The organism is Gordonia soli NBRC 108243, assembly GCF_000334455.1.
Classification (GTDB): domain Bacteria; phylum Actinomycetota; class Actinomycetes; order Mycobacteriales; family Mycobacteriaceae; genus Gordonia; species Gordonia soli.
Window position 1 is genome coordinate 28,394 of record NZ_BANX01000005.1, and the last position, 13,070, is coordinate 41,463.

General features: G+C 69.0%; 12 protein-coding genes. 5 read left to right on the top strand and 7 right to left on the bottom strand.

Going from position 1 to position 13,070, the window contains the following annotated elements; genetic code table 11:
- Positions 1-47: 47 nt before the first annotated feature.
- A complete protein-coding gene (locus GS4_RS03090; protein WP_007617395.1) occupies positions 48-1,043 on the top strand; it encodes a stage II sporulation protein M in 996 nt (331 codons plus the stop codon).
- Between the two features lie 284 nt (positions 1,044-1,327).
- Here GS4_RS03090 and GS4_RS03095 read toward each other — a convergent pair whose 3' ends face one another.
- The 6 genes from GS4_RS03095 to GS4_RS03120 all read right to left on the bottom strand — a co-directional run bounded on the left by GS4_RS03095 (position 1,328) and on the right by GS4_RS03120 (position 7,729).
- Positions 1,328-2,620 carry a DUF58 domain-containing protein gene (locus tag GS4_RS03095; protein WP_007617408.1) on the bottom strand — a complete coding sequence of 431 codons (1,293 nt, stop codon included), beginning with the start codon at positions 2,618-2,620 and terminating at the stop codon, positions 1,328-1,330.
- Complete coding sequence (locus tag GS4_RS03100; protein WP_007617417.1) at positions 2,620-3,669, bottom strand: AAA family ATPase; 1,050 nt, start codon at positions 3,667-3,669, stop codon at positions 2,620-2,622. Before GS4_RS03100 ends, GS4_RS03095 begins: the two co-directional genes overlap by 1 nt.
- Positions 3,666-4,826 (bottom strand): DUF4350 domain-containing protein, encoded by a 1,161-nt coding sequence (locus GS4_RS03105; protein WP_245555548.1) that lies wholly within the window; start codon positions 4,824-4,826, stop codon positions 3,666-3,668. Before GS4_RS03105 ends, GS4_RS03100 begins: the two co-directional genes overlap by 4 nt.
- 92 nt (positions 4,827-4,918) lie before the next feature.
- Positions 4,919-5,593, bottom strand: a complete 675-nt coding sequence (locus GS4_RS03110; RefSeq protein WP_007617419.1) for a DUF4129 domain-containing protein — start codon at positions 5,591-5,593, stop codon at positions 4,919-4,921.
- Positions 5,590-6,636 carry a glycerophosphoryl diester phosphodiesterase membrane domain-containing protein gene (locus GS4_RS03115; RefSeq protein WP_157226477.1) on the bottom strand — a complete coding sequence of 349 codons (1,047 nt, stop codon included), beginning with the start codon at positions 6,634-6,636 and terminating at the stop codon, positions 5,590-5,592. The genes GS4_RS03110 and GS4_RS03115 overlap by 4 nt, the downstream gene beginning before the upstream one ends.
- A gap of 616 nt (positions 6,637-7,252) precedes the next feature.
- On the bottom strand, positions 7,253-7,729 hold the full coding sequence (locus tag GS4_RS03120) for a winged helix-turn-helix transcriptional regulator (protein ID WP_007617422.1): 477 nt from the start codon (positions 7,727-7,729) through the stop codon (positions 7,253-7,255).
- 119 nt (positions 7,730-7,848) lie between these two features.
- Between GS4_RS03120 and GS4_RS03125 the strand changes: the two genes are divergently transcribed.
- On the top strand, positions 7,849-9,021 hold the full coding sequence (locus GS4_RS03125; protein ID WP_007617423.1) for an acetyl-CoA C-acyltransferase: 1,173 nt from the start codon (positions 7,849-7,851) through the stop codon (positions 9,019-9,021).
- 165 nt (positions 9,022-9,186) lie between these two features.
- Positions 9,187-9,576 (top strand): nuclear transport factor 2 family protein, encoded by a 390-nt coding sequence (locus GS4_RS03130; protein ID WP_007617425.1) that lies wholly within the window; start codon positions 9,187-9,189, stop codon positions 9,574-9,576.
- A 133-nt stretch (positions 9,577-9,709) separates the two neighbouring features.
- On the opposite strand, the gene GS4_RS03135 is transcribed toward GS4_RS03130, so the two are convergent.
- Positions 9,710-10,390, bottom strand: coding sequence for an SDR family oxidoreductase (locus GS4_RS03135; RefSeq protein ID WP_007617427.1), 681 nt, complete (start codon positions 10,388-10,390; stop codon positions 9,710-9,712).
- Positions 10,391-10,615: 225 nt separating this feature from the next.
- Here GS4_RS03135 and ggh point away from each other — a divergent pair, with 225 nt between their 5' ends.
- Positions 10,616-11,956 (top strand): glucosylglycerate hydrolase, encoded by a 1,341-nt coding sequence (gene ggh / locus GS4_RS03140; RefSeq protein WP_040509385.1) that lies wholly within the window; start codon positions 10,616-10,618, stop codon positions 11,954-11,956.
- Between the two features lie 64 nt (positions 11,957-12,020).
- Complete coding sequence (locus GS4_RS03145; RefSeq protein WP_007617430.1) at positions 12,021-12,995, top strand: LacI family DNA-binding transcriptional regulator; 975 nt, start codon at positions 12,021-12,023, stop codon at positions 12,993-12,995.
- The last annotated feature ends 75 nt before the right edge of the window (positions 12,996-13,070 follow it).

Genomic DNA, 13,070 nt, shown 5'->3' on the forward strand with positions numbered 1-13,070 from the left:
AATGACAAAAGCCCGGACGCCGACCATCGTCGGGCTAGGGTTGGCGCGTGGACCTCGACGCCTATGTGGATGCGCACCGCCCCACGTGGGAGCGGCTGGAGGTGCTGTCGAAGCAACGGTCGCTGACCGGGGCCGAGGCGGATGAGATCCTCGACAGCTACCAGCGCGTGGCGACGCACCTGTCGGTGATCCGATCGACCGCGCCCGATGCCTCACTGGTCGGGTATCTGTCGGCGCTGCTCGCGCGCGCACGATCGCGAGCAGCCGGCTCCCGCGCGTCGGCGTGGTCGGACGTCGGGCGGTTCCTGGCCCGATCGTTCCCGGCGGCGCTGTACCGGATGCGCTGGTGGTGGTTGTCGGTGATGGGGGCGTCCACGGTCTCGGCGATCGTGATCGTGTGGTGGATGCTGGAGCACCCCCGGATCGAGAGTTCGTTGGCGTCTCCGGCCGAGATCGATCAACTGGTGAACAACGACTTCGAGAGCTACTACAGCGAGTATGCGGCGAGTTCGTTCGCATTCCGCGTGTGGACCAACAACTTCTGGCTCTCCGCGCTGTGCATCGCCTTCGGGGTGTTCTGCATCCCGGTGATCTACATGATCTACTCCAACGTGCTGAATCTGGCGATCGTGGCCGCGGTGATGATCAACCACGGGCGCGGCGACCTCTTCTTCGGACTCATCACCCCGCACGGCCTCCTCGAGTTGACCTGCCTCTTCGTCGCGGCCGGTGTCGGACTCCGCCTGTTCTGGGCGTGGGTGTCTCCAGGCGCGCGCACCCGGGTGCAGGCGCTGGGGGAGGAGGGACGAGCCGCGCTCGGCGTCGCGCTCGGACTGGTTCTGCTGCTGCTGGTCTGCGGTCTCATCGAGGCGTTCGTGACTCCCTCGGGCCTACCGACCTGGGCCCGTGTCGGCATCGGCATCACGGCCGAGGTCGTCTTCTTCGTCTACGTGTTCACCCTCGGTCGGTGGGCGCACAACGCCGGTGAGACCGGCGATGTCGACGAGTCCGAACGCGGATTCGTTGCGCCGGTGGTCGGCTGATTCGTCGACCGTGCGCTCGGGATTGTCGACTGTGCGCTCGCGGATGGTTGGGCTCGCTGAAATTTGTACGCCTGCGGGCCGCCGTTGACGGTATGTCGATGGTGCCGCTCTGATGTACAGATTTTGTATGGCGGGGGCTCTTCTTCGGTCGCGGTGGGGTGGTCCGGATTTCTGACGCGTGAGCGGGCTGTGGTGTGGGTATTCCCGAGTTGGCTCTGCTCTGGTGTCATTTGTCCGGCCCGGCCCGCCCGGACCGGCGCGCCCACTCAGCCCACCCCACCGACTCAGAGCAACCCGCGCGACTTCAGCAGCAGGTAGTGGTCGGCCAGGCCGGTGGGGAGGTTCTCCGGCGACGCGTCGATCACGGTGACGCCCAGCCGCCCGACCGCATCGGCGGTCCGGTCCCGCAGTGCGATGGTGCGCGCCGCGGCCGCGGCGTCGAAGACCTCTCGGGCGTCGCCACGCTCGGCGAGCATCGTCGACAACGCCGGGTCCGACACGGACGCGATGACCACCCGATATCGCTGCGCCAGTACCGACAACGGCGGCAGCAACGACTCCTCGACGGCCGCCGGTTCCAGCGGGGTGAGCAGCACCAGCAGCGCGCGCTGACGACTCAGCGTGCTCACCTCGGCGGCCAGCAGCGGCCAATCCGCTTCGAGCAGAGCCGGTTCGAGCGGTGCCATCGCGTTCACCAGGTCACTGAGCAGCGACGTCCGCTTCGACCCGACAACGCGGCGGTGCACCCGACGGTCGCCGGCGATGAGGTCGACGCGGTCACCGGCATGCGAGGCCAGCGCGGCCAGCAGCAGCGCCGAGTCCATCGCGGCGTCCAGTCGCGGCACGTCGCCGACCCGTCCCGCCGACGTCCGCGAGGTGTCCAGCACGATCACGATGTGACGGTCCTTCTCGGGCTGCCACGTCCGCACCACGGTCGAACGTCGACGAGCGGTCGCCCGCCAGTCGATGCTGCGCACGTCATCACCTTCGACGTAGTCCCGCAGTGAGTCGAATTCGGTGCCCTGCCCCCGGATGCGCACCGCCGACCGGCCGTCCAACTGGCGGAGCCGTGCCAGTCGCGACGGTAGGTGCTTCCGAGAATCGAAGGGCGGCAACGCGCGAACCGATCCGGGCACGAACACCGATCGCTGTCGCCCGGCGAGTCCGAGTGGCCCGGTCCGGCGGATGGTGACCCGCACCGCTTGGCGATCGCCGCGACGAACCGGTCGCAGAACCGTCGTGAGGGCGCGCCGTTCACCCGGCGGCACCGACACCCGGTGGCGGTTGTCGACCGCTCCGGCCGACGGCTGCCAGGCATCGCGCAACTGGCCCCGGAAGGTCCGGGTACCGGGGTTCGCCACCAGCAGAACGGATGTGGTCTCGTCTCCGAGTCGGATGGGCACGGTCGGGCGACGTTCGATGTGCAGTCCCGACGCCTGGCCCGCGGCCAGCGCATCGACGGTCAGCACCAGCAGGCAGAACAGCACCCACAGGGCGACCGTGGCATAGGACGGGTACACCACGGTCGGCACGGCGCCCAGCAGGACGAGGGCGAAGAACCGTCCGGTGAGGAACATCAGCGCGGGACCGGCACCGACGCGATCGCGGCATCGAGCACCGCGGCGACCGAGACCCCTTCGAGTTCGGCTTCGGGGCGCAACGAGAGTCGATGAGCCAGCGTCGATTGCGCGAGCGCCTTGACGTCGTCGGGGGTGACGAAGTCACGACCGTTGAGCCATGCCCACGCGCGGCTGGTCGCCAGCAGCGCCGTCGCGCCACGCGGACTGACTCCCAGTGCGAGTGACGGGGACACCCGGGTCGCGCGTGCGATGTCGACGATGTATGCGGCCAACTGCGGCGCCACGGACACGTGGCGGACGCGGTCGGCACCTGCCTCGATGTCGGCGGCCGACGCCACCGCCCGGAGGCCCGCCGCCGACAGGTTGCGAGGGTCGAACCCCGCCGCATGGCGGCTGAGGACGGTGATCTCGTCGTCCCGCGGCGGGAGCGGGAGGACCACCTTCACCAGGAAGCGGTCCAGTTGTGCCTCCGGCAGCGGATAGGTGCCCTCGTACTCGACCGGATTCTGGGTCGCGGCGACGAGGAACGGTGACGGGAGTGGTCGCGGCACACCGTCGACCGACACCTGTCGTTCTTCCATCGCCTCCAGCAACGACGCCTGGGTCTTCGGCGGGGTGCGGTTGATCTCGTCGGCCAGGAGCAGATTGGTGAACACCGGCCCTTCCCGGAAGGTGAAGTCCGAGGTCGCGTTGTCGTACACCAGCGACCCGGTCACGTCACCGGGCATCAGATCCGGGGTGAACTGGACACGCTTCGTCTCGACCTGCAGAGCGGTCGCCACAGATCGGACGAGCAGCGTCTTGGCGACGCCGGGCACACCCTCGAGCAGGATGTGTCCGCGGCACAGCAGCGCGATGAGAATGCCTGCGACCGCGGCATCCTGGCCGACGACCGCCTTGGCGACCTCGGCGCGCACCGCCGACAACGCGGTACGCGCGCGGTCGTCTGTGGTGGCGGCGCCGGCGGGCGGGCCGGAGAATCCGTGTGCGGTGGGCTGGGCGGGGTGGCCCGGCTGTCCGGGTGGCCTGGTGGGATCGATGGTCATGGCGTGAGACGCACTTCCTTCTCGAGGGCGGTCAGGTCGGTGACGAAGGCGACGAGGTCGTCCTCGGTGGCGGGCAGCGGCCCGGTGAGCAATCGGTGGACGAGCCTGGGGTCGCGGCCGGATGCGGCGGCCGCGGCGTCGGCGATGGCGAACACGCTGGGCGACACCGGTATCGGTTGCGGACGGTCGGGGCCGAGGGCCGATCGTGTGTCGACCGGTAGGCCCAGGGTCGCACCGAGCCGGGCGACGGTATGGGCTCGGAGCTGCTCGGCGGCGCGTCCGTCGGCCCGCGCGCGGTGGTACAGCCGACCTCTGGCCTGCGTCGTCTCGATCGCCTTGACCACCGCGGGCAACGGCTCGGTCACCAGCGGCCCGAAGCGCCGACCGCGCCAGAACATCAGTGCCAACAGTCCGAAGAATCCGAGCAGGGTGAGCGGTCCGAGTGCGGCCGGGATGTCGGACGGCTCCTCCTCGGCGACGACGCTCGGCGGTGTGTCCCGATGATCGGGGACGTACCAGAGCAGCCTGGACGATCCGGCGAGTGTGCGGATCGCGACGCCGGCGTTGTCGAATCGGGTGATCTCGTCGTTGCGGACGAGCAGTGAGCTGAGGACCACCACTTCCGGCCGCCCCGCAGCCGCGGGCAGGACGACGAGGTCGGCGCTGCCGTCGAGATCGAAACAGCTGATCGCGCCCGGCGCGGTGGTCGCGTAGCCCGTGCTGTCGCGACTGATGATGTCGTCGGGCTCGACGCCGCCGATCCGACAGTCCGCACGGATCTCGTCGTTCACCGACGTCGACGATCCCGATGTGACCGGGATGTCCATGGTGCTCAGCGTGTTCGAGTAGGCGCCGACCACCACGACGCGGCGCGCACCGGAGACGCGCGCCCAGAAGCGATCGGCGGTCATCGACGACAACTCGGACGCGGAGGTGACCACGACAGTGGTGTCGGCGCCGGGGCGCGGCGCGTCGAAGAGGGCGTCCTGATCACGCACCACATCGACACCGACGCCTTTGTCGTCGATGACCGATGCGAGCGCCTGCGCGCCGTTGCCGTCTGGATTGGACGGATCCAGGTAGGCGCTCTCCTTCTGGGTCTGTCCGGCGGCGATGGTGAGCGCGATCCCGATCAGCGCGACGATCACGACCGCCACGATCACGATCCAGGGCCAGCGTCGTGGACGGCGTGATGTCGTCGGGGCCGAAGGAGGGGCAGCGGGGCCGTCGTATGCGACGACCGAGGCGGTCACTGCGTGGCCCCCGACGTCGCAGCATCCGGTTCGGTCTCGACCGATCGCGGACGTGCAGAAGCGATCTCGGACTCCAGATCGAGCAGACCGCGGGCTTCGTCGGCGGTTGCGTGCCGACCACCGTAGGCGACCGCGTCGAAGAGCAGGGCGGCCGCAGCGAGCCGTTCGCGCCGATCGGGGAAGTGACGGGTCAGCCCGACGGCGACCTCGCGTGCGGTCAGGGACGGGGCATCGGCGAGCAGCGTCCGGTCGAAGCCACGGCGCGCCATCGCACGCATGGCGTCGAGTACACATGCATCGTGATCGCCTGCCGCGAGAGCCTTCTCGGCCCGCTCGCGGAACTCGCGCGCCGACAAACGATGCCCGCCGAGCACCGACTGCGTGGACGCGGACTTCGCCTTGGGGGTACGGCGGACGAAGCGCAGGAGGTAGATGACCAGGACCAGCAACAGGACGACGACGATGGCCGCGACGATTCCTGGCAACGGAGTGGCTGCGCCGTTGATACCGCTGAGCAGGTCGGCGAACCAGTTCTCCAGGTTCTCCCACCATCGGTCGGTGATCGACGACTGATCGGAGTACTCGGGCTTCGACAGTTCCCTCTCGAGCCACCTCCGCGCTTCGTCGTTGTCGGGTGAGAGCCCTTCTGCGAGAACCACGGTGACGCTCATCGCGGCACCGACCCGGGGGACGGCTCGCGCGGCATCCAGCCGTCGGCGTGTGCGCCGGCGGCCACCTCGGCGGCGGCCTGGCCGAGGGTGATGTCGAATCCCTCGGCGCGGATTCGCGCGTCGATGTGGACGAGCGCCAGGGCGATTGCGATGAACGGCTGCGTCACCACGCTGGACAAGACGGTCCCGATGATCATCACCGCCGCGGCGACGATGGTGATGGCGGTGGCCCCGCCTGCGGCGTGTCCGACGGCGATCAGCAGGTAACCCAGGATCTGGAACAGGAACGAGATGACGTATTGCACTATCCCGGTGAGGATCGCGATCACCAGGAGGGTGGCGAAGGTCCGCCAGAACAGACCGGACGTCAGTGCGTAGGACCGACGGATGGCATCGACGACACCGAGCTCTTCGACGACGACGGCGGGCAGCGCCAGGGCGAGCCGGACACCGAGCCAGACCACGCCGATACCGATCGCCACCGTCAGGACGAGTGCGAGCACACCCAGCACGGGCTGCTGGGCGCTGAACGCCCAGACGGTGGCTGTCACCGGCAGACCGATCACCAACGATGTCGCCAGTCCCAGGAGGAGATACAGGCCGACCAGACGCGGAACCGAGTACTTGGTCCTCGCCCAGGTCTCGCCGACGGTGGTCGAGCGACCGACGGCGCCCTGGTTCACCGGGTAGGCGAGCACACCGCTCAGCGCGGCGGTGACGACGCCGCTGAGCACGGAGAAGCCGAGGAATCCGATCGCGACCGTTGCGACGATGGCGAGTTCGTCCGCGCCGGTCGCCGAGACGGCGAGGAACGCCACCGCGCCGATCGCGCCGGCGACGAAGAGGAAGACCAGCCAGGTGACGAGGGTCAGCCCGAAGTAGACGGAAGCGTTGCGCCGTACGGCCGTGAAGGCGGCCTGGAGGATGTCGCCGAGGTTCAGCGGACGGAGCGGGATGGTGCCCGGCTTGTGTGCGACCAACGGGTTCGCGTGGCCGAACGGCGGCGCTGACGGGCCGCCGACACCCCATGCAGGCCCGGGCACCGGCGGTCGACCGTCCGACCCCCACATCGGTCCGGGCGGTGGCCCTGACATCGGTCCCGGTGTCGACCCCCATGCGGGCCCGCCCCAGGACGCTCCGGCGGTGCGCGGTGCGGTGGTGGCCGATGGTGGGCCGACGATCCCAGGGCTTCCGTGACCGGATGCGTGAGGTGCGCCCCCGACCGGCGCACCTCCCGCCGGATGACCCGGTCGGTACGGCTCGGCGTGCCCGTAGACATCCGGTACCGACGACCATCCGGGAGGCGGCGCGTGGTGCCCCGCGCCGCTCGACCGCGGACCCTGTTCTCCCGCCCCTTGATCGAAGGATCGCGTGCCCGTCGACTCCGTACTCGGAGCCACCCACGACGGGCCGACCGGGTTCCCGTCCGGCCCGGCGTCGTCCCCGCTCGGGGTGGCGCTCATCGGTGCTCCTCACCCGTCGGCCCGCAACGACCGCGGGTGTGGTCGCGAACTTATCAAACCCCCGGCGTACCGGGCAGGAGCTTGTCAGCCGGTCAGACGACATGACCGCGGTCCGACCGGGGGCCGCACGGCACCATCGACGTGGCCGGATACGAGACCCGGTCCCGGCGGGGTCGGAGGTCGGACAGTGGCCGGATCAGCGCCGCGGGCGGGCGATCCGTACCTCGACATCCTCCGGGGTGAGGTGGCGGTCGGCGCCGGCCACCACGTCGACGCGCACCGGCTCGCCGGACTCGACATCGCGCAGGGCCAGGGGCGCGCCGTCGGGCTGCAGATGGTCGTTGCCGAACTGCATCAGCGCGGTGATGACCGGGAAGAGGTCCCGACCCATCTCGGTGAGTCGATACTCCGACCGCGCGCGTTGGCCCGGCTCGCGGTACGGGACCTTGGTGAAGATCCCGGCCTCGGTCAACTCCTTGAGGCGTGCGGCCGCGACGGCATCGGTGATGCCGACGCGCCGGGCGAACTGATCGAACCGGGTGGCCCCGTAGAAGGCCTCGCGCAGGATGAGAACAGCCGACCGCGTCCCGATCAGTTCCATCGCCTTCGCGATCGAACATCCGGTCGCCTGCCAGCGATCGCGCTCTGCCAACGGCCCGGCCAACTTCATCATGTGACCGATCCTACTCTGACTTGACTATGGAATAGTCAGCTCGGTAGACCAGTTGACTATAGCGAGGCAAAGTCAGCCCGACCGACGGCCGGCCGGGTAGCCCCGTGAGGAGGACGATCATGACCAACGCAGTCATCGTCGACGCGGTACGGACTCCGGTCGGCAAGGGCAAGGCCACCGGCGCACTGCACGACGTCCATCCGGTCGACATGCTGGCGCACAGCCTTCGAGAGATCGTGACCCGCACCGGGATCGATCCCGCCCAGATCGACGACGTCATCACCGGCGTGGTCAGTCAGGCAGGCGAGCAGAGCTTGAACCTCGCCCGCCGCGCGCTCCTGGCCGCGGGATATCCGGAGTCGGTCCCGGGGGTGTCGGTGGACCGGCAGTGTGGCAGCGGCCAGCAGGCGATCGCGTTCGCGGCGCAAGCCATCGCATCGGGTACCCACGACATCGTCGTGGCGGCCGGTGTCGAGTCGATGTCGCGCGTCCCGATGGGGTCGGCCGCGTTCGGTACGGAGAACCTCAACGGCGTCGCCTTCGACGAGCGGTATCCGGAAGGGCTGGTCGGCCAGGGCATCTCGGCCGAGCTCATCGCCACCGAATGGGACATCTCGCGGACGCAGATCGACGAATTCGCCCTACGCTCGCACGATCTCGCCGCCACCGCGTCCAAGAACGGACTCTTCGATGCGGAGATCGCGCCGTTGGCGGGGCTGACCGCCGACGAGGGCATCCGCACCGGCAGCACGCTCGAGGGTCTGGCCGGTCTGCGGCCGGCGTACTTCGACGAGGGCATCGGTCGGCGCTTCCCGCAGATCGACTGGCGGATCACCGCAGCGAGCGCGAGCCAGATCAGTGACGGCTCGGCGGCGCTGCTGCTGATGAGTGAGGAGAAGGCCGCAGAACTCGGCCTCCGGGCCCGCGCGCGGGTCCACACGATCGCGGTGGCGGGCGACGATCCGCTGCTGATGCTCACCGCCATCATCCCGGCCACGCGCAAGGTGCTGGCCCGTGGTGGACTCGACCTCGCCGACATCGATCTCTTCGAGGTCAACGAGGCGTTCGCGCCCGTCGTGCTGGCGTGGGAGAAGGAACTGGGTGTCGACCCGGCCAAGGTGAACGTCAACGGTGGCGCCATCGCGATCGGTCATCCGCTGGGTGCAAGCGGTGCCCGCCTCGCGACCACCGGTCTCAACGCACTGGAGCAGCGCGGCGGCCGCTACCTGCTCCAGACGATGTGTGAGGCAGGCGGACTCGCCAACGCCACGATCTACGAGCGGCTCGTCTGATCCGTTCGTGAGCACCGCCCCGGCCGAGCCTCCGCTCTCGGTCGGGGCGCTCTGCTGCTCGCCGACGGTGGCGGGGGCAAGTGGTCGAAGCCTGGTCGGCGCGGGTGTGCCGATGCTACGGTGATCGACTAGAACACGTTCTAGTTTCTCATCGGAAGGCCTGGCATGACCGTCGAACAAGAGAGCCTCAGCGCAAAGATCAACGCGGTGGTCGACAGCTACGTCGAACTGCTGAACAACGGGACCGCGGAGCAGATCGCCGACCTCTACGCGGCGAACGCGACGGTCGAGGACCCGATCGGTGCCGACATCCGTTCCACGCGGGAAGCGTTCGTGGAGTTCTACGGGATCATCACCGGCATGGACGAGCGGACCGCCACGCTCAAGTGGAAGAAGATCGCGGGCGACACCGCGGTCTTCGAGTTCACCCTGGTGACCGGGACGTCGGGGATGAAGTTCGAGATCACTCCCATCGACATCATGGTGTTCGACGATCAGGGCAAGATCGTCTCGATGCGAGCCGTGTGGGAACAGTCCGATCTGAAGCAACTCTGAGTTCTCGGCCCCGGCGCGAGCGCCCGGCGGGCCGTTGCAACCGATGTCGTCCCGCTCACCCGATCGGATGAGCGGGACGAATCATATGAGCTGTGGATCCGTACGGACATGTAGATGGTCCGCGCGGCTCCGGTCAGCCGCGTCCGGTCGGCTTCAGGATGATGTCCTCGGGATGTGCGTCGCCGGGGGTGGCGATCGCGTGGACGATGGCCGCGGCCACCGTGGCGGGCTTCAAGAACCGGGACCGGTCGTACTCGTCACCCTCGATGGCCACGATGTCGCGCTGCATGTCGGTGTCGATGCGGCCGGGGAAGACCGAAGTCACCCGGATCTCCGGCTCCTCACCGCGAAGTGCCTGCGCCAGAGCGGTCACCCCGAACTTGCTCGCCGCATAGGGTGCCCACCCGGGACGGGCGTTGCGGCCGGCGCCGGAGTTGACGAACACCACGTGGCCGCGGGCAGCACGTAACGCGGGGAGCAGCAGTCGGGTCAGCTCGGCCACTGCGATCAGGTTGACGCCGAGGACGTGCTGCCACTCCTCGACCGGGGTGTCGGCGATCTTCTCCAGGCTGCTCCCGACCCCGGCGTTGTGTACGAGCACGTCGAGCTCGCTGATCGCCTCGGTCGCGCCCTCGAGCTCCTCGTGGTCGGTGAGCTCGACGGCAAACGTGCTCGCGCCGTCGAGTTCGGTGGCGAGAGCGTCGAGTTCGGCCGATGGTCGACCGCCGAGCAGCAGGTCGTGGGTGGGTGCGAGTTGTCTGGCGATCTCGGCACCGAGGCCGCGGCTCGCTCCGGTGATCAGGGCGGTGGGCACGCCGTCGACCCTACGCCGCGGGCGGATGGCCGCTCGTGGGTCGAACCATCCTGGATGGTCCGGCCACGGCGCCGGCCGCGCGAAGTCTGTACGTGGCGGCCGGGCGGTCGACGTAGTGTCGTCGGTTGCGCGCAGGCGTACAGATCTCGTCGGGTCGGGCGGGCCCGGGGCGACGGCTCCAGGCCTCGGTGCGCAGTCGAGGGGCGACCGGTGCAGAATCGACGCGTGGCGCGCTACGGATTCACCCCGACCCAGCTGTCCGCCCGAGCTGCCTATCTCCTCCGCGGCAACGACCTGGGCACGATGACCAGCGCTGCGCCGCGCCTCTACCCGCACATGTGGAGCTGGGACGCGGCCTTCGTGACCGTCGGACTCGCGCCGCTGTCGGTGGAGCGCGCGGTCATCGAGATGGACACCCTGCTGTCGGCGCAATGGGACAACGGGATGATCCCGCACATCGTGTTCGCGAACGGTCGCGACGGTTATTTCCCCGGCCCCGCGCGTTGGGAGTGCGCGCGGCTCGCGGCCGATGCGCCGGAGTTCCCCGACACCTCGGGCATCACCCAACCGCCCGTCCACGCGATCGCCGTGCAGCGCATCCTCGATCACTCTCGACGCCACGGCCGGACCACCCGATCGGCCGCCAACGAGTTCATCGATCGCCGGTGGGGGTCGTTGGTGCGATGGCATCGGTGGCTGGCACATGCGCGGGATCCGGAGGGGCGTGGTCGGGTGACGATCTTCCACGGCTGGGAATCGGGCATGGACAACTCGCCGCGCTGGGATGCCGCTTACGCGAATGTGGTTCCCGGCGACGATCTCCCGCCGTACAGCCGCGCCGACCTCGACCATGTCTCCGACAACTCGATGCGCCCGTCCGACCTCGAGTACGACCGCTACCTGTGGCTGGTCGAGCAGATGAAGCGTGCCAACTACGACGATGCGGTCCTGCCGTCCGTGATGAGCTTCGCGGTGGAGGATGTCTTCGTCAGCGCCATCTTCTCCGTGGCCTGCGACGTCCTGGCCACCATCGGCGAGGACTACTCCAAGCCGCGGTCGGATGTGCGCGACCTGCGTGCGTGGTCGGAGCGATTCCGCAACGGTGTGGTGGCCGCGACCAACGAGCGCAACGGGGCCGCACGGGATTTCGACCTCCGCGCGAACTCCTGGATCAACACCGAGACCATCGCCGTGTTCGCCCCGCTGATCTGTGGCGGACTCTCCCGCGAGCGGGAGCGCGCACTGCTCCGACTGTTCGACGGCCCGCGCTTCTGTGGCCATCCCGACCTCCGGTACGCGGTGCCGCCGTCGACATCGCCGATCTCCATGGACTTCCGTTCGCGCGAGTACTGGCGTGGCCCCGTGTGGCCGGTGATGACGTGGCTGTTCAGCTGGGCCTTCGCCCGGCGCGGCTGGACCGAGCGGTCGGCGCGTCTGCGTGAGGAGGGTCTGCGTCAGGCCACCGACGGGGCGTTCGCCGAGTACTACGAACCGTTCACCGGCGAACCGCTCGGCAGCATGCAACAGAGCTGGACCGCGGCGTCGGTCCTGGATTGGCTGGACTGAATAGGCGTCCCGTACAGCTGTGCGAGAGGATGGCCGGGTGACTGATGGACAGCGGCGGCCGACGATGCAGGATGTCGCCGATCGCGTGGGAGTGTCGAAAGCCCTGGTGTCGCTCGTGTTCCGGAATCAACCGGGCCCCAGCTCGGCCACGCGCGAGAAGGTGATCGAGGCGGCCCACGAACTCGGCTACCGCGTCAACCGCGCCGCCGCACTCATGACGGCAAAGCGATCACACCTGTTGGGCGTCTCGGCGCTGATCTCCAACAGCTTCCATGCCGAGGTGGTCGAGCACCTGGTCGAGGTCGCCGACGACGCCGGTTATGAGGTGGTCCTCGGCGCGGTGACATCGCGGAACGTCGAGGCCCGGGTGGTCGACACACTGCTGGACTTCCGTTGCGAGGGCATGCTTCTGCTCGGCCCGCAGCTGTCGAACTCGGCGCTGACGACGCTCGGCGCCCAGGTGCCGACGGTCTCGATCGGTCGACGTGTGCCCGGTGGTGTCGTCGACGTGGTCCGGGCGAACGACAGCAAGGGCATCGCGCAGGTCGTCGATCATCTCTCTTCCCTGGGGCATTCGCAGATCGCGCATGTCTCGGGTGGACGCGGGGTCATCGCCGGTGATCGGCGCAACGGCTACCTGCGTGCGATGCGACGGCACGGACTGGAAGCGCAATCGCGGGTGGTCGACGGCGACTTCACGGCCGAGTCCGGTGCTGCGGCCGCGACCGCGATGCTTGCCGACGGTCTCCCGACCGCGGTGACGTGCGTCAACGATCCGGTCGCCGTCGGGGTCATCGACACGTTGCGCCGAGCCGGCGTCGAGGTACCCGGCGATGTGTCTGTCGCGGGATACGACGACAGCCCGCTCGCCCGACTGGGTCACCTCGATCTCACCACCGTCAGTCAGTCTCCGGTCGAGCAGGCGCGCGTCGCGATCGGCGCGCTCGTGTCGAGGCTGGACGACGGTCGCACCGACGTCGAGACGGTGGTCCTCGAGCCCGAGCTCGTCGTGCGCTCGACCACCGCGCCGTTGGACTGAGTCGGGCCGTCGGTCTGGTGCTGGTTGGGTCGCCTGGCCGGTACGAAATCTGTACGTGGGCTTGCGGGCGTTGAC

Coding starts and splice junctions, on each gene's coding strand:
- GS4_RS03145 (WP_007617430.1), top strand. CDS start 12,021: ATGCAGGATGTCGCCGATCGCGTGGGAGTGTCGAAAGCCCTGGTGTCG.
- GS4_RS03120 (WP_007617422.1), bottom strand. CDS start 7,729: ATGATGAAGTTGGCCGGGCCGTTGGCAGAGCGCGATCGCTGGCAGGCG.
- GS4_RS03125 (WP_007617423.1), top strand. CDS start 7,849: ATGACCAACGCAGTCATCGTCGACGCGGTACGGACTCCGGTCGGCAAG.
- GS4_RS03095 (WP_007617408.1), bottom strand. CDS start 2,620: ATGTTCCTCACCGGACGGTTCTTCGCCCTCGTCCTGCTGGGCGCCGTG.
- GS4_RS03100 (WP_007617417.1), bottom strand. CDS start 3,669: ATGACCATCGATCCCACCAGGCCACCCGGACAGCCGGGCCACCCCGCC.
- GS4_RS03130 (WP_007617425.1), top strand. CDS start 9,187: ATGACCGTCGAACAAGAGAGCCTCAGCGCAAAGATCAACGCGGTGGTC.
- GS4_RS03110 (WP_007617419.1), bottom strand. CDS start 5,593: ATGAGCGTCACCGTGGTTCTCGCAGAAGGGCTCTCACCCGACAACGAC.